The following is a 23,496-nucleotide window of genomic DNA, read 5'->3' as shown; positions in this document are numbered from 1 at the left end:
GACGCTGCGGCCGCATGCGGCCGCAGCGTCGGGGCTGCGTGAACCGGCCGGAAGGGGCAGAGTAACGGGGTCGGCAATCACCCCAGAGCCCCCGGATGCTCAAGAGCGCTCTTCTCCCCCTTCAACGGCTGCACGATCAGTCGCCTTCATTCGAGGCGGAGCTGAACGACGCCAGCGCGGCGTTGACGTGTCGGCTCGCATGGTTCGACGAGGCAGATCCCGAGGAGGATGACGATGCTGCGCTGGAAGCGCTCATCGACGACCTGCTGCTGCTGTACGAACGCCTACTGATGCGGTCTCACCACGCGAGGGCTGCAGCGGGAAGGGAGACGGAGGAGATGTCGCCGATGGAGCATCTGGTTGTGCCCGGGGCGGCTTGCCGTACCACCGGTATGATCCGGCCCGTTGCGCCGACCGTGTTCAAGGTCGACCTGCAGGCGGGTTGTCTGCTGGTGCCGGCCGGAGACCGTGATGCCCTCGATGCATGGCTTGCCGCCATGCCCGAGTGAGGCACCGGTCTCCGGCATGAGATCGCCAGGAGTTCAGCCCGGCATGGTCTGTTGCATGGCCGGGCGCGCCGACATCGCTTCATACCATTCTGCCAGGCGAGGCCGCCCGTCGCGCCATGCATCGTCGGCGAAACGGAAATCCATATAGCCCAGCGCCGCGGCCAGTGCGATTCGTCCAAGGCTGGGATCGGTGCCGGCGAAACCGGCGGCCTCACCCTCAAGCAGATCGAGTGTGCGAACCATCTTTGCCTTCTGCCGCGCGCCCCAGCCCGCCCAGCGATAGGGCTCCGGCCGGCGCAGCCGCTCGATCAGCCGGGCGACACCTGCCTCGGTAATGCCATGACCGAGGGCAGCCAGGCGACGCTCCGCCACCCAGCCCTCCGGATCGACCGGCAGCAGGCGGTTGCCGCCGAGGGTGCGATCCAGATATTCGGCGATCGTCAGACTGTCGACCAGGATCCGACCGTCATCCAGTTCAAGCGCAGGCACCTTCTCGAGAGGGTTCACCCGGTAGAGCCCGGACTCTTCGGTCCATGGGTCTGCGATGGCCATCTCCAGCCGGTCTGCGATGCCGAGTTCCAGGATTGCGAGGCGCACGATACGCGCAAAGGGCGAGGTGTTCGTGTAGTACAGCTTCATGGACCGCAGGTCTCTCTGATCGGCCACATCTTCCCGGCCCGACGCGGAATGTCGGGCAGGAAATCCTGGCGTTTCTCCCGGTCGAGAACGGTAGAGCAGATCCCGATCAGGTGGAACCACCGATCGGCCGCAGCCCCCGGGCGCAGGCGCCGCTCAGGCCCGGTCCTTGGCACTGCGGATCGCCGCGAAGACATCCTCGGCCGGTCGGCCGGCAAGCCCCATCGCCGCCGCAAGAACCGGATCGTCGGCCCGCAGAAAGGGGTTGGTCTCCTTTTCGTCACCAAGACGCGACGGCACGGTGGCCCGCCCCTCTTCCCGCGCCCGTGCCACCGCCTCTGCCCGAACCGCCAGAGCGGGATTGGACGGGTCGATGCCGCGCGCGAACCGGGCATTGGACAGCGTGTATTCATGGGCGCAATAGACGGTGGTGTCGTCGGGCAGATCGCGCAGCTTCAGCAGCGACTGCCACATCTGGGGCATCGTGCCCTCGAACACCCGCCCGCAGCCCAGCGCAAACAGGGTGTCGCCACAGAACAGCGCGCCGTGCCGTTCGAAATACCAGGCGATATGGCCCGATGTGTGCCCGGGCACGTCCAGAACCCGTGCCACCGCACCCCCCAGATCATAGGCCTCGTCCTGGGCCAGCGCGATATCGATGCCGGGGATGCGTACCCGATCTGCCGCAGGCCCGACGATGGTCAGCCCATAGCGCGCCTTCAGCTCCAGATTGCCACCGACATGATCGCCATGATGATGGGTGTTCAGGATATGGGTCGGCTGCCGCCCGGCACGCTCCAGCGCCACCACCACCGGCCCGACCTCGGCCGGATCGACGATCGCGGTCGCGGTGGGCTGGTCGTCGTCGTCGACCTTGATCATCCAGACATAGTTGTCCGAGAGGCAGGGAATGCGTTCGACATCGATGCGGATCATCTGGCTCGTCCTCGAGGCTCCGGAAGGGGCGGCCCGGCCTTATGCCGGCCATTTTTCATCATCATAACACGTCCGGCCAGCCGCCGTGCGACGGTGCGGCGCCTTGCCGGGGGCTCTTCGCGGCCCCATCTTGGGGGCTGCTGCCGGACATGCCGTCAGGGCACGCCGTCCGAACCCGCCGCCGGAGGATCGCGCCACCATGTGGCACGACATCATCGACCTCAGGAACTTCTACCAGTCGCGTGGCGGCCGGATCGCCCAGCGCCTGCTCCGTCGCGAGGTCCGCCGGATCTGGCCACGAATCGGACCGGCCGAAACCCTGCTGGGCCTCGGCTACGCCACGCCCTTCCTGCGCCCCTTTCTGGGCGAGGCCGGCCGGGTGATCGCCGCCATGCCCGCCCCTCAGGGCGGCCATGTCTGGCCCCATGAGGGGCCCAATCTGGTGACCCTGGTCGAAGAGGCAGAGCTGCCCTATCCCGATCAGAGCATCGACCGGCTGCTGATGGTCCATGCGCTGGAATTCGCGCCCGCCGCCCAGACCCTGCTGCGGGAATGCTGGCGGGTGCTGCGCCCCTCGGGCCGGCTGGTGGTGGTGGTGCCGAACCGGCGCGGCATCTGGGCACGGGTCGACCGCACCCCCTTCGGCCACGGCCACCCCTTCAGCACCGGACAGCTGACCCGGCTGCTGCGCAATGCCATGTTCGTGACCGGCGCCCCCGAGACCGCCCTGTTCGCCCCGCCTGCCGAGCGCGGACTGTTCCTGCGGCTGGCGGGACCGATCGAGCATTTCGGCCGGCGCTGGCTGCCGGCGGTGGGCGGTGTGGTGGTTATCGAGGCACAGAAACAGGTCTATGCCGCCACCCCGCCCGGGGGACGTCGGGCGCCGGCCCGGCTGGCGGTCCGCAGCCATGCGCGCGGGGCCTGGGCCCCGGCGCGCACGGCCACGCTCAGCGATAGACGAGATCGCGAAGGGTGAGCGCCAGCGGCGACCAGTAGGTGATGACCGCCTGACACAGCATCACCACCCCGATGAAGGGCAGCAGATAGGGCACCATCCGGTTCAACGGCACCCGGGCCACGGCGCTGGCTGCGAACAGGTTCACGCCAAAGGGCGGGGTGAACATGCCCATCGCCAGATTGACCACCATGATGATGCCGAAATGCACCGGATCGATGCCGAAGGCGATCGCGACCGGCGCCAGGATCGGTGCGAGCACGATGATCGAGGCCGAGGTCTCGATGAACATGCCGACCACGAACAGCACCACATTGACCGCGATCAGGAAGGCCCAGGGGCCCGAGAAGGTGTCGGCCAGATACCGGCCCAGAGCCGCCGGCACGCCTGCCTGGGTGATCAGATACGAGAACAGCCCCGCCGCCGCGATGATGAACATGATCACCGATGACGAGATCACCGACTTGCGGAAAATCACCGGCAGGTCACGAAGCTTCAGTTCGCGGTGAAAGACGAAACCGATCACCAGCGCCGCCACCACGGCGATGACCGAGGCTTCCGTCGGCGTGAAGACACCGCCATAGATGCCGCCCAAAACCACCACCGGCAGCATCAGCGAGGCAAAGGCGCGCCGGAAGGCGGTGAAGAGCGGCAGCCGGTCTTCGCCGTCGCGCGCGCCCCAGCCCTTGATCCGGCACCAGATCAGCACGGTCGCCGCAAGCGCCGAGGCAATCAGAAGCCCTGGGCCGAACCCGGCGATGAACAGCTCGCCGATCGACACCTCCGCCGACACGCCATAGAGGATCAGCGGGATTGAGGGCGGTACGATCACCCCCAGCTCGGCCGAAACCGCCTGCAGCGAGGCGGCGTGCGGCCTGGGATAGCCATGACGGGCAAGCGCCGGGATCAGGATCGCGCCGATGGCGAAGGTGGTGGCGACCGACGAGCCCGAGATCGCGGCAAAGATCATGCAGGTCAGGACGCAGGTGACGGCGAGGCCGCCGCGCAGACCGCCGACCAGCGCCTTGGCAAAGTCCACAAGACGCTGGGAAATCCCGGCCCGCTCCATGACGTTGCCGGCCAGGATGAAGAAGGGCACCGCGACCAGCGGGAACTTGTCGACGGCGATGAACAGCTGCTGCACCACGATCAGCAGCGGCAGTTTGGTGAAGGCATAGACGCCGACGGCGGCGGCCAGACCGACGGAGATGCCGACCGGGACGGAGAGCCCGAGCAGCACCAGCATGGCGATGAGCATACCCGCGGTCATGGCGTCAGACCTGCGTTTCGAGCGAGGGATCGGTTTCCTCGCGCCGGCTTTCGGGATCGAGCAGCCGCGCCAGCACCGCAATCATGCAGAAGGCCGCCCCGACCGGCAGGGCCGCATAGGCATAGCTGACCGGAATGTCGAGACCCGCCAGATTCTGGAACCGCACCCGGCGGACCACAATCCAGCCCTGCCAGACGACGAGTATCAGGAAGCCGGCCGATGCCGCCGCGATGACCACATCCAGCACGAGCCGGGCACGCCCCTTGAGGGCACGGCGCGCCAGATCCACCGAAACTGCGGCACCGGTCCGGAAGGCACCGGCGGCGCCCAGAAACACCATCCAGGCGATCAGCAGCTGGATGGCAACCTCGGTCCACGGGCTGGGCTGGGCCAGCACGAACCGCGCCACCACCTGCCAGAACCCCAGGAGAACCGCCAGGGCGAGTGCAATCATGGCGGGGAGAACCGCGAGACCGGTCAGCACCCGGTCCACGGCGAGAATCAGACGAATGATCATGTGGCCCCACCGATCGGAGGCGTGAACGACCCGGCAGCCGCCCCGGGATACGAGGGGCGGCAAACCGGGCCGTCACGGGTCAGGTCCGGCGGGAAGGGATCACTGCTTCCAGTCGCGGATGCGCTTGATCAGCTCCGGATCGAACCGCTTCTCGTATTCGGCATAGGCCGGCTTCAGCTCTTCCAGGAAGCGCGCCTTGTCGGGGTGCTCGACCACCGTCATGCCGGCGGCCTCGAGCTTGGCGATGCCGTCGGCCTCGAAGGTCTCCACCTGCTTGCGCATGGCGTTGGCGCCGATCTTGGCCGCTGCCTTGAAGGCCGCCTTGTCCTCGTCCGACAGTTCCTCCCAGCGCGACGGCGCCATGATGAACAGCGCCGGCGAATAGACATGGCCGGTGAGCGACAGATACTTCTGCACCTGGGCGAAATTACCCGACACGATCACCGGGATCGGGTTTTCCTGGCCGTCGATGGTGTGCTGCTGCAGGGCGGTGAACACCTCGGGGAAGGCCATCGGCGTCGGCAGGGCGCCGAGCGTGGTGAAGGCCCGCATATGCACGTCGTTCTGCATGGTGCGGATCTTCAGGCCCTTGACGTCCTCGGGCTCGGTCACCGCCTGCTTGCTGTTGGTCAGATGGCGGAAGCCGTTCTCCGCCCAGGCCAGCGCGATCAGGCCCCGCTCGGGGAACTTGTCCAGCACGCTCTGGCCGATCTCGCCGTCGAGCACGCCGCGGGCATGGGCGTAATCACGGAACAGGAAGGGGATGTCGAAGACCAGGGTCTCGGGCACGAAATTGCCCACGGGGCCGGTCGAGGTCACCACCAGGTCGATGGTGCCGAACTGGGCACCCTCGATCATCTCGCGCTCGCCGCCCAGCGCGTTCGAGGGGAACATCTCCACCTTGAACCGGCCATCGGTCTTTTCCGCCAGCGCATCCGCGAAAGCCTGGGCGCCGACGCCGTAATGCGACGTCGCCGGCAGGCTGTACCCCAGTTTCAGCGTCACAGGGTCGGCCGCGACCGCAGCACCGCCGAACATCACCATTCCGAGCAGGGCGGCCGCAGCCGTTCCGAGCATCGTCGGTTTCATCAGGACGTTCCTCCCTCTAAGGTCCCTCGTTCTTCTCATCGTCCGGCGGGGCCGGTTCAGGCGCAGGGCGCCGGAGCTCCGTCCCCCGGCCGCCGTTGGCCGCGGCTCGTTCCGGTGCGGCGACGACAATTCCCGGTCTGCCAGGGCCCCTTCCCCAAGGAGCACACCCCCGAGAGGCATATTTTCCCAAGGGGCATATCGTCGCGCTCTTCTGTTTTATCCTGCGGGCGGGGCCATGTCTCCCCTGGATCCACATGTTGGACGAGCGCATGCGTGGAAGCCGGGCCTTTGCTGTTGCGCACAACGGGCAGGCTGGGTGATCCTGCAAGCGTCCGACCACAGATCGGCCGCCCCCATGAGCCGCAACTCTCCAGATTTTCCGGTCAAACCCGATACCGCCTGGCGGCGCACGCTCGCCGCAGCCGATCGGGCAGCCTTGCGCGCACTCGCCCGGGGATGGCCGCTTGAACGGGTGCTGACCATCATCTGCACGGCGATGGAACGCCTGATCGACGGATCGGCCTGTTCAGTCCTGCTCCTCGATGATGACGGGAAGCTGCGTCATGGTGCGGCTCCCCACCTCCCGCAGGCCTACAACACCGCCATCGACGGTTTAGAGATCGGACCTTCCGTCGGCTCATGCGGCACGGCCGCCTATACCGGCAGGCAGGTCGTGGTCGAGGATATCCGCGAGAGTCCGCTTTGGGCCGACTATCGCGATATCGCGGAGACCGCCGGGCTCAGAGCCTGCTGGTCCACGCCAATCCGTGATCCGGAAAGACGGACGATCGGCACATTCGCGATCTACTTCTCCGATCGCCGCGGCCCTACCCGCCAGCATCTGCGGACGGCCGCACATATGGCTGCACTCGCCGCCGTGGCGATCGGGCGGCGACGGGCAGACGATGCGGTTTTCGAAGCCAAGGCCCGCGCCGAGGCCGCCAGCGCGACCAAAACCACCTTCCTTGCCGGCATGAGCCACGAGCTGCGCACGCCGTTGAACGCGATCATCGGTTTCGCCGAGATCATGTCGGCCGAGATGTACGGCCCCCTCGGCTCTCCGCGTTATCAGGATTATACCCGGATCATCGCCACCAGCGGCCGGCACCTGCTGACCCTGATCGACGATCTGCTCGATCTGTCCAAGATCGAGGCCGGGCGCATGACGCTGGCTGCGGAACCGGTGGACCTGGCCGGGGGCGCTGCCGACGCCCTTGCCATGGCCGGGGCGGACGCGAAAGCGGTGGAGATCCAGGCGCCGGATACGCCGGTCACCGCCCGTGGCGACCGGCGGGCGCTGACCCAGGTCGCTCTCAACCTCGTCAGCAATGCCCTCAAGTTCAACCGGCCCCACGGCCGGGTCATCCTGCGGATCTTCAGGCCGGATCAGGATCATGCCGGGCTGGAGGTCAGGGACGAGGGCATCGGCATCCCGGCCAGCCGGCTGGCCGGTCTGGGCCAGCCTTTCGTGCGGGTGGAAAGCGATCACAAGCATCAGGGCACGGGGCTTGGCCTCTACATCTCGCGCAGCCTGATGGAATTGCAGGGTGGCCGGCTCGACATCGACAGCACCGAAGGCATCGGAACCACGGTTCGCGTCACCCTGCCCGCCGCCTGACCGCCGGCATCACCCCCGGTCGCGGCTCAGCACGAACATCCCGATCTCGCCGATCAGATTGGCATAGCCGTCCGGCGCATTGCGGCGCACCACCCGGCCGCGACTGTCGAGCGCGAGCGAGATTTCGATCCGCACGCCGGCATGTGCACAGGACCGGGCGAAATCGGTGATCGTGCAGAGGTGGATGTTGGGCGTGTCGTACCAGGCATAGGGCAGTCCGCGCGTCCGCGGCATCCGTCCGCGGACCAGAAGATGCATCCGGCAGCGCCAGTGGCCGAAATTGGGGAAGGACACGATCGCCCGTCGGCCGATGCGCACCAGATTTCGGATCACCATGTCCGGCCGCCGGGTCGCCTGCAGGGTCTGGCTCAGCACGACCACGTCAAAGGCATCATCGGGGAAGAAGTCGAGATCGTGGTCCGCATCGCCCTGGATCACCGACAGGCCACGAGCGACCGATTCCTGCACGCCCTGCTGGCTGATCTCGATGCCGCGGCCGTCGCAGCCCTTCACCCGGTCCAGATAGTGCAGCAGCACCCCGTCACCGCAGCCGATATCGAGAACCCGGGCCTGAGGCTCCACCATGCCGGCGATCAGGTCCAGATCGGGCCGCAGCGCCGGATAGCCATGCGCGTCGCGGATGACCCCCGGGCCCATCGGCCGGATCCGGTCGTCGGCCGGCGGAGAGAAGGATCTGGTCATGTCCGGTCGATCCCCGCATGCCCCGCCACGCCGTCCAGGAAGCCTTCGACGATGCGGGCGAAGACCGGCTCGTCGAGCAGGAAGGCGGCATGGCCGCGATCGGTCTCGATCTCGGTGAAGCTGACATTGCCGGCAACCGCCGCGATGGCGCGCGCCACGGCACGGCTCTCCGCCGTCGGAAACAGCCAGTCCGACGAGAACGAGATCACACAGAACCGGACCCGGCTGCCGCGAAAGGCATGGGCCAGCACCCCGCCGTGATCGGCCGCCAGATCGAAATAGTCCATCGCGCGGGTGATGTAGAGATAGCTGTTCGCGTCGAACCGGTCGACGAAGGTGCTGCCCTGATGGCGCAGATAGCTTTCGACCTGAAAATCCGCATCGAAACCATAGGAACGCGCACCCCGGTCCTGCAGCCGCCGGCCGAATTTGTTGTGCAGCGCCATTTCGGACAGATAGGTGATGTGCGCGGTCATCCGTGCCACCGCCAGCCCCTTGACCGGCCGGCTGCCATGCTCGGCATAGCGCCCGTGATGCCAGTCGGGATCGGCCATGATCGCCTGGCGCCCCACTTCGTGGAAGGCGATGTTCTGTGCAGAATGACGGGCCGCCGTGGCGATCGGCACCGCCGCGAACAGCCGGTCGGGCAGGGATGCCGCCCATTGCAGCACCTGCATGCCGCCCATAGAACCACCGACCACCGCGAACAGCCGCTCGATGCCCAGATGGTCGATCAACAGGGCCTGGGCACGCACCATGTCGGCAATGGTCACGACCGGGAAATCGGTCCCCCAGATCCGGCCGGTCGCGGGATCGATGCCGGCAGGGCCGGTGGACCCCATGCAGCCGCCCAGGATGTTGGAGCAGATCAGGAAGTAGCGGTCGGTATCGATCGCCCGGCCGGGGCCGACCAGGTTTTCCCACCAGCCGGGCTTGCCGGTCACCGGATGGGTGCCGAGCACATGCTGATCGCCGGTCAGGGCATGACAGATCAGGATGGCGTTCGACCGCGCCGCGTTCAGCCGGCCGAAGGTGGTGTAGGCGATCTCGATCGGCCCCAGGCTGCGGCCGCAATCGAGCGGCATCGGCTTGTCCACGGCCAGACATGCGATGCGGGTGACGCCGTCGGGCGCCCACCGGTCATTCTGTCCGGGACCCTCCGGCGTCGGATCCTCCGGCCCGTCTGGGGCCCGCCCGGCATCGGGGGCCATGGACGCCTCCCTTCATCTCAGGTTGTATCCCGATCGCATTATGACGACCAGTTGGGAAGACAGCTAGCGGTCGCCCCCCGGCCAGTGTCAACGTTTTCTTTGATTTTGACCGTGCCCGCGACTATCAATGGACGCCGGGCAGCGGACGCCCGACGATCGGTGGCGCGCGGCGTCTGCACGCAGCCGCACCTGCCGCGCCGACCGTTCCCGTCCGATGCCCGTCCGCCCGTCCCCCCTCGTCCACGATCGACCGCGCCGGCCGCACCCACGCGCCTCGCGTGTTCCCGGAGATCGCGCCGCCCATGTCCAGCACGGAACCGACGCCCGAAGAACGCCTTGATGCGCTGCGCCGGCAGATCGACACCATCGACGACGATCTCCATGACCTGATCGTTCGCCGGACGGAGCTGGTGGAGCGTGTGGGTGAGATCAAGCGCGAGGCCTGGGGGCAGGTCAGCTTCATCCGCCCCGGCCGCGAGGCACGCATGCTGCGCCGTCTGAACGCCCAGCATCGCGGACGTTTCCCGCGACCGGTCCTGCTCCGGCTGTGGCGCGAGATGATCATCGGGTCGCTGTGTCTGGAAGGTCCGTTCTCGGTCGCGGTGCTGGATACGCGCGGCGACGGCGAGTACTGGGATCTTTCCCGCGACCATTTCGGCTCCTTCGCTCCGATGCACGCCTGGCGCAGCGCTTCCGACGTGCTGGCAGAGGTCAGCTCGGGCAATGCCACGGTGGGCGTCCTTCCCATTCCGGGGACCGGCGGTGCCGATGGCGATGCCCATTGGTGGCGCGGTCTGTTCAGCGAACGGCCGGGCACGCCCAAGGTCATTGCCCGCCTGCCCTTCGTCCGCATGCCCAACAGCCGGGCTCAGGATCTGGACGGCCTGGTGATCGCCACCCTCGAGCCCGAGGCAACCGGCGACGACCGCACCCTGATCGCGGTCGAACTCGAAGGCTCCGAAATCAGCCGCGACCGGCTGTTCGAAGGCTTCGACCGCGCGGGGCTCAAGGCCCGCTGGGTGGACAGCCACGTGACCGGTGGCCCGGCCAATCTGCGCACCCATCTTCTGGAAGTGGCCGAATTCGTCGGGGCCGGCGACGAGCGGCTGGGCCGCCTGGCCGGCTGCTTCAACGACGTGGCCGTGCGGGTGATCCCGATCGGCGGATATGCCACGCCGCTTTCGGCCGAGGAACTGCGATACCCCGCGCCGCCGGCCGAATAAGCCGGCGGCCGCCCCCGCATCGGCAGAATGCCCGCGCCCCCGGGCCCGAAGACCAGAGACAGTGATCCGCCCGGCAGCCGCGACATTCCTGCGCACGGCCTTGCACGGGCCGCGGTTGACGATGAGTGGAGACCCCGCATGACCGCCCTTACGCCCCGTCCGGGCATCATGGACATCAAGCCCTATGTCGGTGGCAAGAATTCGGCCGACGGCGCCGTCCGGTCGATCAAGCTCGCCTCGAACGAGAACGATCTGGGCCCCAGCCCCAAGGCGGTGGAGGCCTATCTCTCCTGTGCATCGATGCTGCACCGCTATCCCGAAGGCGGTGCCGACGACCTGCGCGAGGCGATTGCCGAGGTGCACGGGCTCGATCCCGCCCGCATCGTCACCGGCTGCGGCTCGGATGAAGTGCTGACCCTGCTGACCCGCGCCTATGCGGGGCCCGAGGACCACGTCCTCTACAGCCAGTACGGCTTCCTGATGTACCCGCTGAACGCCAGGGGCGTGGGCGCGCAGCCGGTGGCTGCCCCCGAACAGGCGCTGGTCGCCGATGTCGACCAGCTTCTGGCCAAGGTCACGCCGAACACCCGGATCGTGTTCCTCGCCAACCCGAACAACCCGACGGGCAGCCTGCTGCCGTTCCCGGAGGTCCGCCGCCTGCATGCCGGCCTGCCGGCCTCGACCCTGCTGGTGCTGGACGCGGCCTATGCCGAATACGTCACCGACCCCGACTACTCGCCCGGTACCGAACTGGTCGACGCCGCCGACAATGTCGTGATGGCCCGAACCTTCTCGAAGATCTACGGCCTCGCCGCCCTGCGTGTCGGCTGGGCCTATTGCTCGCCCGTCGTCGCCGACGTGCTGAACCGGATCCGCAACCCGTTCAACGTGCCGCTGCCGGCGCAGATCGCCGCCGCCGCCGCCGTGCGTGACCAGGAACATGTGGCCCGGGTGCGCGACTACACGGTCGCCAAGCGGACCTGGCTTGCGGGCGAGCTGACGGCCCTTGGCCTGACCGTCCATCCCAGCCACGGCAATTTCCTGCTGGTCGACTTCCCCGCCGACGGGCCGAACACCGCCGCCCGCGTCTACGAAGCGCTGATGGCCGACGGCATCATCCTGCGCGCCATGGCGAGCTACGGCCTGCCCAATGCGCTTCGCATCACCATCGGTGCCGCCGACAGCCTCGACATCATGCTGGCCTCGCTGAAGAACATCCTGGGCCGCAACACCGACTGATCATCGCCGCAGCGGACGGGGCGCCGGCCGCCTCGTCCCGCTGCCGACACCTGCCCTCCGCCTTCCGGAACCCGTCTCATGGTCAAGAACCCCCCGGTCATCGGCCGCCTTGCCATCCTCGGCATCGGCCTCATCGGCAGCTCCGTCTCCCGGGCGGCCCGCCAGTATGGCGCCGCGGGCGAGGTGGTGGCCTATGATCCGGATGCCGGACGGCTGGCGACGGCATTGGAGCTTTCGGCCATCGATCGTGCCGCGACCAGCATCGCGGATGCCGTGGCCGATGCCGACATGGTGCTGATCTGCGCACCGGTGGGTGCCATGGGCGGCATCGCCGCAGCCGCGGCCCCGGCCATGCGGCCCGGCGCCATCCTCTCGGATGTGGGGTCGACCAAGACCTCGGTCGTCGCCGACGTCGCCCCGCATGTCCCGGCCGGCATCCATTTCGTCCCCGCCCATCCGGTTGCCGGCACCGAAAAGTCAGGCCCGGAGCACGGCTTCGCCACGCTGTTCGACGGCCGCTGGTGCATCCTGACCCCGCCCTCGATCGAAGGGGCCGATGCCGGTGCGGTCGATCTCTGCACCCGGTTCTGGCGGGCGATGGGCAGCAATGTCGACGTGATGACGCCCGAGCACCACGACACGGTTCTGGCGATCACCTCGCATCTGCCGCATCTGATCTCGTACACCATCGTCGGCACGGTCATGGACCTGGAAGAGCACCACCACTGGGAGGTGTTCAAATATGCCGCCGGTGGTTTCCGCGATTTCTCGCGCCTGGCGGGGTCCGACCCGGTGATGTGGCGTGACGTCTTCCTGAACAACCGCGATGCGGTGCTGGAAATGCTCGGCCGCTTCACCGAGGATCTTCAGGCCCTGCAGCGGGCGATCCGCTGGGGGGAGGCGGACAAGCTCGAAGCCCTGTTCACCCGCACCCGCGACGCCCGGCGGGCGATCATCGAGGCGCGCCAGGCCTGACGCACGCCCGGCCCTGAGAACAACCCTCCGGGTCGTCGTCAGGACGGCTGCTCGGGCGGCAACAGCGGTGCGACGGGCACGATCGGCAGGCCGGCCACGGTCAACACGCCGGCCTGGATCGTCACCGGCACCCGCACCGCCTTGCGGCCTCCCTCCTCGACCTGTTCGAACAGGCCCAGCATCTGTTCCAGCATGGTGCGGACCTGCGGCGTCATGCGACCGGACCGTTCCAGCCGGGCCAGCAGTTCCTCGGCACCGGCGATGCGGAAGGAGGCCGCCCCCTCGGGCCGCAGCAGTTTGTCGACCGCAAACGTGCCATCGCCGGTCACCGTCACCTCGCCGGCGATCGCCTCGAAGCGGGTGAGGTCGACCGTGCCCCCGGCATCGCGCCAGCGTTCCAGCGCCGCACGATCGACCGGCTCGTCGATCGGCTGCGGCCGGGTGACGTCGATGAACAGCCGCGACAGCGTCGGATAGTCTTCCGCCTCGGGGTCGAGCCCTTCCATCTCCAGTGCCGCCCGGGCGCCACCCTCGGCCTCACGACGCTCATGGACCTGAAGCCGCTCCATGGTGAAGGCGGCAGGCGGGGCATCGCCTTCGATCATGCGCCCCTTGATCTTCGTCATGTCGAGCGCCCCGCGCTCCAGCCGGCCGGCCTCGTCGAAGACCAGGCTCGACGCGGCGTGTTCGGGCTCAAGCTCGATCCGCGCCGTGGCATCGGCAAAGGCGATCGGGCCCTCAATCACCGCCACCAGATGGCGCATCTGCAAGGGCTGCACATAGACCACCACCCGGTCAGCCCGGACGGTATTGCGGCCGTTCTCCGCCGTCAGCACCGGCTGCGGCACGGTCGCCTCCACCCGGAACGGCCAGCCGTTCACGGCCACGTCTCCATGCGCAAAACTGCGCCCGGATTTCGCCTGGTCGGCCGCAAAGGCGTCGACGGACGCCTTCACCTCGTCGGCGATGCGGAACCAGACCACCGTCCAGGCCCCAAGGGCGACCACCGGGATGGCGAGGAGAACGAACACACGCTTCAGTCGCATGAGGCCAGGGCTTTCTCCGTTGGACGGCAGCACCACGAGCGGCACGGCTGGGGCCTGTATAACGCGGCGGGGAACAGGGGTCGAGATATGGGAGAACCGCCCCTCAATGGTCACGGGGCTGCGGCCCGGTCATGGGCAGCCAGACGGTCACAAAGCTTTTCGCACCCGCAGGTCGCGGCGTAGACTGCACGGCTGAGACTGCCGGACGGGCATGACATGGGAAGGCGGATGATGTCGATGGACGGTGGCGACGTCTGGGTGTTCGGCTACGGCTCTCTGATGTGGCGGCCGGGCTTCGAGCCGGCAGAGGCCCGGGCAGCGCTGCTCTACGGCTATCACCGGGCATTGTGCATCTATTCCACCCGCTATCGCGGCACGCCCGAGCGGCCCGGTCTGGTGATGGGGCTGGATCGCGGCGGCGCCTGCCGGGGCATCGCCTTCCGTATCCGGGCCGACGAAACCCGAACCGTGCTCGCCTATCTGGACGACCGCGAGATGGGCCAGGATGATCGGGTCTATCTGCGCCGGATTCTGCCGGTCCGGCTCGACGACGGCCGCCGGGTGCCGGCCGTCACCTATGTCGCCGATCGCAACGGCGCCCGCTATACCGGCCGGCTGGGGCTGGAACACATGACGGAGCTGGTCCGCGCGGGCACCGGCATGATGGGGACGGCCCGGGACTATCTGTCGCAGACGCTGGAGCGCATGGCCGAGATGGGCCTGCATGGCGGCCCGCTCCGCGACGTTCTGGATGCGGTGGCACGCGGCGTCGAGGTCCCGACGGCAGAGTACACCCGCGCAACAAATTTGCCTTCCGGGCCCACCTCGGGTAAGCACGTGTAGGATCAGAAGAACCAAGGCGATGGAAACGCACAGGACGGCCGCCAGACGATGACCGAAACGGACGGAACGCCCGCCGGAAAAGGGGCACTCGATACGGGCAACAATCCCGCCCTCAGGGCGATCTTCGGCGAAGACCACCCGCTGATCAGCCATTTCGGTCTCGAGGTGCTGGAGATCGACAAGGGTCTGGCGGTGGTGCGCCTGCCCTATCGCAGCTTTATGATCGGCAACCCCGAGACCGGCGTGCTGCACGGCGGCGTGGTCACCACGCTGATCGACAGCGCCTGCGGCATTGCGGTTTTCACCGCCCTGCCCCGACTGCAGCCGATCGCGACGCTCGACCTGCGCATCGACTATATGCGCCCGTCCACGCCGAACAAATGGCTGCACGCCCGCGCCCGGGTAACCCGCGTCACCCCCAATGTTGCCTTCGTCACCGCCGAAGCCTGGCACGAGGGCGAGGACGGCCCCATCGCCACCGCCGCCGGCAGCTTCATGATCGGCACCAAGGTGACCCATCGCGAGGATGCCGAATGACCAGCCTTCAGGATGCCATCGAGCGGTCGCGCGCCACCGGCGATTTCACGCCTCTGAACCAGGCGGTGCCCTATGCCCGGTTCCTGAACCTCACCGCCAATCTGGTCGAGGACGAACTGGTCTTCCGGATGGGCTATCGCCCGGAGCATATCGGCAACCCGGTGCTTCGGGCGCTGCATGGCGGGATCATCGGCTCGCTGCTGGAAACCGCAGCCCTCTCCCACGTCACCTGGGAGATGTCTCAGGTCCGCGTGCCCAAGACGATCACCATCACCATCGACTATCTGCGCTCGGGCCGTGCGGTGGATACCTATGCTACCAGCCGGATCACCAAGATGGGCCGTCGGGTGGTCAATGTTCACACCACGGCATGGCAGGAAGACCGGGCGCGCCCGATCGCCTCGGCCATCGCACATTTCCTGATCGACTGAACACGCCTCCGGGGATTTCATCCACATTTCGGACGACATGTGGATGCTGGCGCCGACTCCGTTTCTGATCAAAGAGTTACAAAGACCGTCAGACTCTGTTCAGCCCGGATGTCCGCACGGATCCCCAGATCATGCACAGAGTTATCCACAGACTGCGGTGGATGGTCGCATCACCTCAGCGGCCCCTGGATGATCCGTCCGCCAGCCGGGCCGAGGCCGGCTCGATGACCGCCGCAACGGCATCGAGCAGCGCATCCCCCTGAAGCCCGGGCGCCAGCGGCGGCAGGATCTCGATCACCGTCACCCCCGGCCGCTTGTCCAGCAGGCCCTTGCCCCAGAACAGGCCGGTGTTGAGCGCCACCGGCACCACCGGCAGATCGGGGGTGGCCCGCGCCACCAGGGCAAGCCCGCGCTTGTAATCGGGCGGCGCACCGGGCGCACGGCGGGTGCCTTCGGGAAAGATGATCAGGGGCCGGCGCTCCGCCGCGCAGGCCCGGGCGGCGGTGTGCATCCGCCTGAGCGCAGACGGTCCGCGCGCCCGGTCGATCGGCACCATGCCGACCCGCTTCAGATACCAGCCGAAGACCGGTATAGAGGTCAGCTCCCGCTTGAGCACGAAGGCCGGCCGGTCGAAGAGCGCACCCAGCACGAAGGTCTCCAGCATCGACTGATGCTTGGCGGCGACGATGAAGGGTTCAGGCGGCAGATGCGCGCGGCCGCGGATCTCGACCCTGAGGCCCACCACCAGCCTCAGCACCGCCAGGAACCCCCGGATCCATACCCGGCGCAGCCACCAGAGCGCCCCCCGGCTCCAGGCGACGGGCAGGGCGGCCAGCATGATCACCGTACCCCAGAGATAGAAGAACAGGCTGAAGACCAATGCCCGCACAGCAGTCATGCCCCGACCTCGTCGACCGTGCCGGCCGGCCAGGGCAGCAGCTTGCGGAGCAGCCAGTCCCGCGCCCAGGCGACCAGGAATTTCTGATACTCGGCCAGGAACAGCGCGGCCGTGCCCGGCCAGCGCCACCAGCCGTCCTGCTTGACATGTTCCGGGATGACCGGATGGGGCAGGATCTCCACCCCCGGCAAGGCGCGACGAAACTCGATCAGGGCCCGCGGCAGATGATAGGACGCCGTAACCAGGCGGATCGACCGCACGCCCTGCGCCTCTGCCCAGCCATAGGTCTCGCGGGCATTGCCCACCGTGTCGCCGGCGGAAAAGCCCAGCACCACACGCCCCGCATAGTCTGCGGCGTCACGTCCCGACGCCTTCAGCAGGCCGGGCAGGTCGACCCGGCGGTCGACGCCCGAAATGAACAGCCGCGGGGCCGCCCCCGCATCCAGCAGATCCAGCCCCACCCCCAGCCGATCGGCGCCGCCGGTCAACACCACGATCGCATCGGTGCGCCGCCAGTCGGGCGGGGTTTCGGACGGCAGGGTTTCGGCATAGATCACGAAACCGGCGGCCCAGGCCCCCACCGCCACCAGCAGCAGGCGCCAGACCAGCAGGCGCAACCGCCAGGGACGCCGTCGCGGTCCCCCTGCCGATGCGCCGCCCAGCCGCCGCCCACGGCCACGGCGGCTCACGGCATCGCCCTCAGGCGCCGGATGACGGTGATGCGGGCGACCAGCGCCGCCACCACCGCCAGGGCCGGCGTCACCAGGATGAGGCCGCCCCAGCCGACCGGCCCGGGGTCGAGCCGCGGCAGCAGCGGCGCCGAGGTCTCGGGCAGAACCGCGCCCGCGGCAAAGACCAGCGCCGCCGCCACCAGGCTGCCGGTCAGGCCGCCCCAGAAACCGACCCGGAGCCCCTGCATGGCGAACTGCCGGGCGACATAGTCGTCGGGCGCACCCATGACATGGAGGATGTCTATGGTCTCGCGATGGATGGCCAGTGCGGTCTTGACCGCAAAAATCACCGCCAGCACCGCCGCAAGCCCGAAGAGCGCGCCCAGCCCCGCCGCGGCTGCCTGCACCGTGCGGCCGATCGCCGCCAGCCGCGCCACCCAGTCGCCCGGCCGCTCCAGCCGGGCGCCCTCGATCAGGTCGGCGATGCGGTCGGACAAGGCCTCGATCTCCCCCGGCCGGGCCGGTGCGAGCGTCAGATCGACCAGGGTCGGCAGCGGCAGATCCACCTCGGCCAGTTCCGGCCCCAGCCAGGGGGAGACCAGGGCCTCGGCATCCTCGCGCGGGACCGGCCGGATCTCGCGGACCAGCGGCTCGGCCTCCAGCAGCCCGATCAATGGCCCGAGCCGGGCATCGGGCCCGTGATCCTGATCTTCCGATGCCGGCAGCCAGACCGTCGCCCGATCGCCGAGCGCCGCGGCCCAACGATCGATCGCCCGGTCGGCCGTGCCGATCGCGATCAGAGCCAGCGCCAGCAGGGCCGCCATCGGCGCCAGCAGCCAGGGCAGAAAACGCGCCGACAGATCCCGGCCAAGCGGCAGGCCCGCACCACGACGACCGATCATGACCGTCCCTCCCCCCGCGTTTCTTCGGCGCGTGGCGCCACCGGCGCCGTGCGCTGAACCACGGGTCCCCGCGATGGCGGGGCGGGCGGCATGGTCTTCAGCCGCCCCTCGGTCAGCACCAGACGGGGATGACGGAAGCGGGCGAGCAGGGTCGTGTCATGGGTGGCGATCACGATGGTCGTGCCCAGCTTGTTCAGCTCTTCGAAGAGGTGCATCAGCTTCAGGCCCATCTCGGCATCCAGGTTGCCGGTCGGCTCGTCGGCAAGCAGAAGCCGTGGCCGGACCACAACCGCCCGGGCGATCGCCAGGCGCTGCTGCTGGCCGCCCGACAGCGTGGCGGGCGAGGCCGCTTCATGCTCACCCAGCCCCACCCAGGCCAGCAGCTCCCCCACATCGCGGCGGATCTCGGCCTCCGGCGCCTTCAGGATGCGCAACGGCAGGGCGACGTTGTCGAACACGCTCAGATGCGGCAGCAGGCGGAAATCCTGGAAAACCACGCCCATGCGCTGACGCATGCGTGCACGATCGGCACGGCCGAGATCGCGGACATCCCGGCCGAAGAGCGAAATCTGCCCCGCCGTCGGCCGCTGGGCCAGGTAGAGCAGCCGCAGAAGTGTGGACTTTCCGGCACCGCTCGGGCCGGTCAGAAAGTGATAAGAGCCGGGTGCGAGGCTGAAGCTGACGCCGTGCAGCACCTCGGCGCCGCCGTCATACCGCATGCCGACGTCGTCGAACCGGACTAGAGCCGTCTCGTCGGCCATCGATCCTGCCTGTTGCGAGGGGGTTCCGTAGGAGGGTATCCTCATGACGCGCCGCGGGAAGCATGGCACGGGGCCGGTGGCCTTGCAACCGGCACCCGGTGGAGCCTATAACCCGCCCGGACGGAGGCTGCAACCTTGGCTGCACCCGTTCATCCGGCGCGAGGACCTCCCCTGCCAGGCCGCCCGGCGGCACGGCGCATGCCGCCCCGCACACCCTCGGTTTCGAGCGATGATCCTGACCTGCCCGGCCTGTTCGACCCGCTATACGCTCGACCCGCAGTCCCTGGGCCCTGACGGCCGGAAGGTGCGTTGCACCCAATGCGGCCATGTCTGGCACCAGGACCCGCCGGCCGACATGCCGCGCCCCCTGGCGCTGCCCCGTGACGAGAACCCCGACGAGCCCGCCAGCCTGTACGAGCGGCGCCCGGTTGCCATGGATATGGCCCCCGCCCGCAGCCCGCGCTGGCCGGCCTTCACCGCCCTCGGCATCGTGATCGCCGCGATGATCGGCGGCCTGATCGTGGGCCGGGAACAGGTGGTGCGCGCCCTGCCCTTCACCGCCGCCGTCTATGGAACGCTGGGCCTGGGTGTCGGGGGAGAGGTGCTGGGGCTCGAGGTCCGCAACCTGGTTGCCCGGGGCGAAACGGTCGAGGGACGGCCGATCCTCGAAATCGACGGCGAGATCTATAATCTCTCCGACGGTGTCCGGGCCGTGCCGCCGCTCACGATCATGTATTACGGCGCGGACGGTCAGGAACTCGGAACGTCGAGCTTCAGCGTCTCGTCGAACCGCATGCTGCCCGGCGAGGTTCTGCGCTTCAACCAGCGGGTCGAAAATCCGCCGCGGGAAGCAGTCCGCTTCGACGTGCGCTTCTCGGCCGCAGAATAGACTCCCAAGGGCGCCGCCGCCGCCAGGCGCGGCGCCTTATCCATCCCCGACATCTGGAGACCAGACCGCATGCGTCCGGAAGGCGACATCCGCACCCTGATCAGCCGAGGCGAAATCGACCAGAGGATCCAGGGGCTCTCCTCGGAGATCGCGTCGAGCATGGGGCCGGAACCGTTGCTGGTCGCCATCCTGAAGGGCAGCTTCGTCTTCTGCGCCGATCTGATCCGGAGCCTGCACGGCGCCGGCATGCAGCCGCAGGTCGATTTCATGATGCTGTCCAGCTATGGCCGCAGCACGACCAGCTCGGGCGTGGTCGAGATCCGCAAGGACGTGACCGACTCGGTCGAGGGCCGCCAGATCCTGCTGATCGACGACATCCTGGAAAGCGGCCGCACCCTGCGTTTCGCCCGCGACCATCTGCTCTCGCGCGGCGCAGCCGAGGTGAAATCCTGTGTGCTGCTCCACAAGCCCGGCAAGGCGAAGGTGGAGTTCCAGGCCGATCATGTGGGCTTCACCGTCGACGACCTGTTCGTGATCGGCTACGGCCTCGACTACGCCCATTATTTCCGCGAACTGCCCTTTATCGGCGTGCTGGCCCCCAAAGAGGGCTGACCCCGGTCGGCAATCGGATACGAAGAGGGCGGCAGCCGGGGACCGGCTGCCGCCCTCTTCATTCATGCGCGGGTCCGCCGGATTTCAGATCCAGTCGGGGACACGGTCCATCGCGATCAGTTCGTCGACCGTCTGGCGCGGACGGATGACGGCGTAGCGGTCGCCATCGACCAGCACCTCGGGCACCAGCTCGCGGGCATTGTAGGTGTTGGACATGGTGGCGCCATAGGCACCGGCCGAACGGAAGGCGACCAGATCGCCCCGCGCCACCGGCGGCATCGGCCGCTCGCGGGCGAAGACGTCGGTGCTCTCGCAGACGGGACCCACGATCTCCACCGGCGCCCGCGCCGCCCCGGCTGCGGGCTCGGTGACCGCCACCACCTCGTGATAGGCATCATAGAGTGCCGGGCGCATCAGGTCGTTCATGCCCGCATCCAGGATCAGGAAGCGCTTGCTTGCCGTCTCTTTGACATAGACCACCTCGGAAAGCATCAGCCCGGCATTGCCGACGATCACCCGGCCCGGCTCGAAGATCAGCTTCAGATCCAGGTCGCCCGTCACCCGGTGCACCATCTCCGCATAGGCCTGGGGCGCCGGCGGCGTCTCGTCGCTATAGGGGATGCCGAGGCCGCCACCCAGATCGAGATGACGGATCGGATGGCCTTCAGCCTTGAGCCTGCGGATCAGCTCCACCGTGCGGGTGAAAGCCGCCTCGAAGGGTTCAAGCTTCGAAAGCTGCGAGCCGATATGCAGGTCGATGCCGGTCGCCTCGACATGCGGCAGCCGTCGGGCATGGGCGTAGACGTCGATCGCGCGATCCCAGGCGATGCCGAACTTGTTGTCGGCCTTGCCGGTGGTGATCTTGGCATGGGTGCCGGCATCGACATCGGGGTTGATGCGCAGCGACACCCGCGCCGTCACCCCCATGGCTGCCGCCACCTGCTCGATCGCGTCCAGTTCGGCGTCGCTTTCGACGTTGAACTGCAGGATGCCCGCCTCCAGCGCCGCACGGATCTCGGCATCGGTCTTGGCCACGCCGGAGAACACGATCTTCCCGGCCGGGATGCCGGCAGCCAGAGCGCGCTTCATCTCGCCTGCCGAGACGACATCGGCGCCATAGCCCTCCGCCGCCAGCAGCTTCAGAACCGCCTGATTGCCATTGGCCTTCACGGCATAGCAGATCAGCGGATCCAGCCCCGCCAGCGCGTCGCGAAAGACGCGGGCATGGCGAGTCAGGGTCGCGCGGGAATAGACGTAGACCGGGGTGCCCACCTCGGCCGCGATCCGGGTCAGCGGCACGTCCTCGGCATGGAGGATGCCGTTGCGGTATTCGAAATGATCCATGTCGTCCTCGGGATCGGGCGTCAGTAGGGCGGCACACCAAGGCCGGGGCCGTTGGTGCGGCCCGGGGTCACCAGGCTCTTCGGGTCGGACCCCAGCGGATAGTTGGGGATCTTCTCCTTGTCGACGGTGCCGTCGGATTTCACCGCCATCGGCGGCACCAGCTCACCCTTCTTGCCGCAGGCGGCAAGGGCCGTCGCCATCATCAGGGCCAGGACGAGCTGTCGGAGGCGGATGGAGAGGTGGCTCACAGAAAGCGCTCCCTGGCTTCGGCCGCACGGGCACGCACGCCGTCGGGCGCGGTACCGCCGAACGACATGCGGCTGCGCACCGAGGCATCGACGGTCAGCACCGCCATCGCCTCGGCCGTGATCCGGGCATCCACCGCCGCCAGATCCTCGGCGGAAAGTTCGTCGAGCCGGAGCCCGCGGGTCTCGGCCGCGCGGACCACGCGGCCGGTCAGATGGTGCGCCTCGCGGAAGGGCAGCCCCACCACCCGCACCAGCCAGTCGGCCAGATCGGTCGCCGTGGAATAGCCGCCCGAGGCCTGGGCACGCATGGCATCGGGGTTGACGGTCAGGTCGCGGATCATGCCGGTCATGGCCTGGATAGCCAGCGACAGGGCATCGACCGCATCGAAGGTCGGCTCCTTGTCTTCCTGCATGTCCTTCGAATAGGCGAGCGGCAGCCCCTTCATCACCGTCATCAGCGCCACCTGGGCGCCCATGATCCGGCCGACCTTGGCGCGGACCAGTTCGGCCGCATCGGGGTTGCGCTTCTGGGGCATGATCGACGAGCCGGTGGTGTAGGCGTCGGACATGCGCACGAAGCGGAAGGGCGCCGACGACCAGATCACCAGCTCTTCGGCAATGCGCGAAAGATGGGTGCCGCAGATGGCCGCCGACCCCAGGAACTCCAGCGCGAAATCGCGCGCCGAGACGCCGTCGAGCGAATTGGCCATCGGCCGGTCGAAGCCGAGTTCGGCGGCCGTCATGTGCCGGTCGATCGGAAAAGAGGTGCCGGCGAGCGCCGCCGACCCCAGCGGACTCTCGTTCAGCCGGCGGCGGGCGTCGGAAAGCCGGCCGCGATCGCGGCCGAACATCTCGACATAGGCCAGCAGATGATGACCGAAGGTCACCGGCTGGGCGGTCTGAAGATGGGTGAAGCCAGGCATCACCGTCTCGGCATGCTGTTCCGCACGCTCGATCAGGGCTGCCTGCAGATCGCGGAGCTGGCCGTCGAAACGGTCGAGCATGTCGCGCAGCCACAGCCGGAAATCGGTCGCGACCTGATCGTTGCGCGACCGGCCGGTGTGCAGCCGCTTGCCGGCATCGCCGATGATCTCGGTCAGCCGGGCTTCGACATTCATATGGATGTCTTCAAGCTCGCGGCTGAAAGGGAAGTCACCGCCCTCGATCTCGGCCAGGACCTGGTCGAGCCCGTTTTCGATCGCAGCCACATCCTCGGCCGAGAGGATCCCCCTGGCGCCCAGCATCCGGGCATGGGCGCGCGAGCCGGCGATGTCCTGGGCGTAGAGGCGCTTGTCGAAATCGATGGAGGCGTTAATCTCCTGCATCAGATCCGAGGGCGCGCTGTCGAAGTGGCCGCCCCACATGTTCACGCCGCTCGCGCGGCCGGCGCCGCCCTTGCTGTCGCTGGTCATCTCGCTCCTCGGCTTCCTGGCA

26 protein-coding genes are annotated in these 23,496 nt (G+C 68.1%); 11 read left to right on the top strand and 15 right to left on the bottom strand.

From position 1 onward, the window contains the following. Positions 1-95: 95 nt before the first annotated feature. Positions 96-509: a hypothetical protein gene (locus tag CMO28_RS18170; RefSeq protein WP_296715688.1), complete on the top strand. Its 414-nt coding sequence runs from the start codon at positions 96-98 to the stop codon at positions 507-509. 33 nt (positions 510-542) lie between these two features. On the opposite strand, the gene CMO28_RS18165 is transcribed toward CMO28_RS18170, so the two are convergent. Together CMO28_RS18165 and gloB are read right to left on the bottom strand one after the other, a co-directional pair. Next, complete coding sequence (locus CMO28_RS18165) at positions 543-1,148, bottom strand: glutathione S-transferase family protein (RefSeq protein WP_296715687.1); 606 nt, start codon at positions 1,146-1,148, stop codon at positions 543-545. Between the two features lie 153 nt (positions 1,149-1,301). Then, complete coding sequence (gene gloB / locus CMO28_RS18160; protein ID WP_296715686.1) at positions 1,302-2,081, bottom strand: hydroxyacylglutathione hydrolase; 780 nt, start codon at positions 2,079-2,081, stop codon at positions 1,302-1,304. 199 nt (positions 2,082-2,280) lie between these two features. Between gloB and CMO28_RS18155 the strand changes: the two genes are divergently transcribed. Beyond that, positions 2,281-3,057, top strand: a complete 777-nt coding sequence (locus CMO28_RS18155; protein ID WP_296715685.1) for a class I SAM-dependent methyltransferase — start codon at positions 2,281-2,283, stop codon at positions 3,055-3,057. On the opposite strand, the gene CMO28_RS18150 is transcribed toward CMO28_RS18155, so the two are convergent. From CMO28_RS18150 to CMO28_RS18140, 3 genes are all read right to left on the bottom strand, one after another. Beyond that, a complete protein-coding gene (locus CMO28_RS18150) occupies positions 3,029-4,306 on the bottom strand; it encodes a TRAP transporter large permease (protein WP_062770209.1) in 1,278 nt (425 codons plus the stop codon). The genes CMO28_RS18155 and CMO28_RS18150 overlap by 29 nt on opposite strands. Positions 4,307-4,310: 4 nt before the next feature. Further along, positions 4,311-4,823 (bottom strand): TRAP transporter small permease, encoded by a 513-nt coding sequence (locus CMO28_RS18145; RefSeq protein ID WP_296715684.1) that lies wholly within the window; start codon positions 4,821-4,823, stop codon positions 4,311-4,313. A gap of 99 nt (positions 4,824-4,922) precedes the next feature. After that, a complete protein-coding gene (locus CMO28_RS18140) occupies positions 4,923-5,912 on the bottom strand; it encodes a TRAP transporter substrate-binding protein (RefSeq protein ID WP_156503385.1) in 990 nt (329 codons plus the stop codon). Positions 5,913-6,267: 355 nt separating this feature from the next. Here CMO28_RS18140 and CMO28_RS18135 point away from each other — a divergent pair, with 355 nt between their 5' ends. Next, positions 6,268-7,530 (top strand): GAF domain-containing sensor histidine kinase, encoded by a 1,263-nt coding sequence (locus CMO28_RS18135; RefSeq protein WP_296715683.1) that lies wholly within the window; start codon positions 6,268-6,270, stop codon positions 7,528-7,530. 9 nt (positions 7,531-7,539) lie between these two features. Here the strand turns inward: CMO28_RS18135 and metW are convergent, their stop codons facing one another. Both metW and metX read right to left on the bottom strand, forming a co-directional pair. Further along, positions 7,540-8,187 (bottom strand): methionine biosynthesis protein MetW, encoded by a 648-nt coding sequence (gene metW / locus CMO28_RS18130; RefSeq protein WP_322111381.1) that lies wholly within the window; start codon positions 8,185-8,187, stop codon positions 7,540-7,542. A 41-nt stretch (positions 8,188-8,228) separates the two neighbouring features. Beyond that, entirely contained in the window at positions 8,229-9,443 is a 1,215-nt protein-coding gene (gene metX, locus CMO28_RS18125) for a homoserine O-acetyltransferase MetX (protein WP_296715681.1), read from the bottom strand. A 302-nt stretch (positions 9,444-9,745) separates the two neighbouring features. Here metX and CMO28_RS18120 point away from each other — a divergent pair, with 302 nt between their 5' ends. From CMO28_RS18120 to CMO28_RS18110, 3 genes are all read left to right on the top strand, one after another. Further along, complete coding sequence (locus CMO28_RS18120) at positions 9,746-10,666, top strand: chorismate mutase (protein ID WP_014743660.1); 921 nt, start codon at positions 9,746-9,748, stop codon at positions 10,664-10,666. A 138-nt stretch (positions 10,667-10,804) separates the two neighbouring features. Continuing rightward, the gene (gene hisC, locus CMO28_RS18115; RefSeq protein WP_296715680.1) at positions 10,805-11,905 is read left to right on the top strand and encodes a histidinol-phosphate transaminase; all 1,101 of its coding nucleotides are present in this window, start codon (positions 10,805-10,807) and stop codon (positions 11,903-11,905) included. A 78-nt stretch (positions 11,906-11,983) separates the two neighbouring features. Continuing rightward, entirely contained in the window at positions 11,984-12,880 is an 897-nt protein-coding gene (locus CMO28_RS18110; protein WP_014743658.1) for a prephenate/arogenate dehydrogenase family protein, read from the top strand. A gap of 38 nt (positions 12,881-12,918) precedes the next feature. Here the strand turns inward: CMO28_RS18110 and CMO28_RS18105 are convergent, their stop codons facing one another. Then, entirely contained in the window at positions 12,919-13,926 is a 1,008-nt protein-coding gene (locus tag CMO28_RS18105; RefSeq protein ID WP_296715679.1) for a DUF2125 domain-containing protein, read from the bottom strand. Positions 13,927-14,154: 228 nt separating this feature from the next. On the opposite strand from CMO28_RS18105, the gene CMO28_RS18100 reads away from it, so the two are divergent. Genes CMO28_RS18100 through CMO28_RS18090 form a run of 3 tightly spaced genes read left to right on the top strand, consistent with a single transcriptional unit; the run spans position 14,155 to position 15,737 of the window. Beyond that, complete coding sequence (locus CMO28_RS18100) at positions 14,155-14,769, top strand: gamma-glutamylcyclotransferase (RefSeq protein ID WP_296715678.1); 615 nt, start codon at positions 14,155-14,157, stop codon at positions 14,767-14,769. Between the two features lie 48 nt (positions 14,770-14,817). After that, entirely contained in the window at positions 14,818-15,306 is a 489-nt protein-coding gene (locus tag CMO28_RS18095) for a PaaI family thioesterase (RefSeq protein WP_014743655.1), read from the top strand. Next, entirely contained in the window at positions 15,303-15,737 is a 435-nt protein-coding gene (locus tag CMO28_RS18090; protein WP_014743654.1) for a PaaI family thioesterase, read from the top strand. The genes CMO28_RS18095 and CMO28_RS18090 overlap by 4 nt, the downstream gene beginning before the upstream one ends. A gap of 175 nt (positions 15,738-15,912) precedes the next feature. Here CMO28_RS18090 and CMO28_RS18085 read toward each other — a convergent pair whose 3' ends face one another. Genes CMO28_RS18085 through ftsE form a run of 4 tightly spaced genes read right to left on the bottom strand, consistent with a single transcriptional unit; the run spans position 15,913 to position 18,969 of the window. Beyond that, the gene (locus tag CMO28_RS18085; protein WP_062770188.1) at positions 15,913-16,635 is read right to left on the bottom strand and encodes a lysophospholipid acyltransferase family protein; all 723 of its coding nucleotides are present in this window, start codon (positions 16,633-16,635) and stop codon (positions 15,913-15,915) included. Continuing rightward, on the bottom strand, positions 16,632-17,324 hold the full coding sequence (locus tag CMO28_RS18080) for a YdcF family protein (RefSeq protein WP_296715677.1): 693 nt from the start codon (positions 17,322-17,324) through the stop codon (positions 16,632-16,634). Before CMO28_RS18080 ends, CMO28_RS18085 begins: the two co-directional genes overlap by 4 nt. Further along, positions 17,321-18,208: a cell division protein FtsX gene (locus CMO28_RS18075; protein WP_296715676.1), complete on the bottom strand. Its 888-nt coding sequence runs from the start codon at positions 18,206-18,208 to the stop codon at positions 17,321-17,323. The genes CMO28_RS18080 and CMO28_RS18075 overlap by 4 nt, the downstream gene beginning before the upstream one ends. After that, positions 18,205-18,969, bottom strand: coding sequence for a cell division ATP-binding protein FtsE (gene ftsE, locus CMO28_RS18070; protein ID WP_296715675.1), 765 nt, complete (start codon positions 18,967-18,969; stop codon positions 18,205-18,207). Before ftsE ends, CMO28_RS18075 begins: the two co-directional genes overlap by 4 nt. Positions 18,970-19,198: 229 nt before the next feature. Here ftsE and CMO28_RS18065 point away from each other — a divergent pair, with 229 nt between their 5' ends. Together CMO28_RS18065 and hpt are read left to right on the top strand one after the other, a co-directional pair. Next, positions 19,199-19,858 (top strand): MJ0042-type zinc finger domain-containing protein, encoded by a 660-nt coding sequence (locus CMO28_RS18065; protein WP_062770176.1) that lies wholly within the window; start codon positions 19,199-19,201, stop codon positions 19,856-19,858. A 69-nt stretch (positions 19,859-19,927) separates the two neighbouring features. Next, entirely contained in the window at positions 19,928-20,470 is a 543-nt protein-coding gene (hpt, locus tag CMO28_RS18060; protein WP_062770173.1) for a hypoxanthine phosphoribosyltransferase, read from the top strand. A gap of 84 nt (positions 20,471-20,554) precedes the next feature. Here hpt and lysA read toward each other — a convergent pair whose 3' ends face one another. From lysA to argH, 3 genes are read right to left on the bottom strand one after another with little or no spacing between them, the layout of a single operon-like run. Continuing rightward, positions 20,555-21,814: a diaminopimelate decarboxylase gene (gene lysA, locus CMO28_RS18055; protein WP_062770170.1), complete on the bottom strand. Its 1,260-nt coding sequence runs from the start codon at positions 21,812-21,814 to the stop codon at positions 20,555-20,557. 20 nt (positions 21,815-21,834) lie between these two features. Further along, on the bottom strand, positions 21,835-22,062 hold the full coding sequence (gene lptM / locus CMO28_RS18050) for an LPS translocon maturation chaperone LptM (RefSeq protein ID WP_296715674.1): 228 nt from the start codon (positions 22,060-22,062) through the stop codon (positions 21,835-21,837). Then, positions 22,059-23,474, bottom strand: coding sequence for an argininosuccinate lyase (gene argH / locus CMO28_RS18045; RefSeq protein WP_296715673.1), 1,416 nt, complete (start codon positions 23,472-23,474; stop codon positions 22,059-22,061). The genes lptM and argH overlap by 4 nt, the downstream gene beginning before the upstream one ends. Between the last annotated feature and the right edge of the window lie 22 nt (positions 23,475-23,496).

This window comes from Tistrella sp., from assembly GCF_002684955.1.
In the GTDB taxonomy this organism is placed as follows: Bacteria; Pseudomonadota; Alphaproteobacteria; order Tistrellales; family Tistrellaceae; genus Tistrella; species Tistrella mobilis.
The sequence above is the reverse complement of the archived record's forward strand: the minus strand, read 5'-3'. Positions and strand labels throughout refer to the sequence as shown.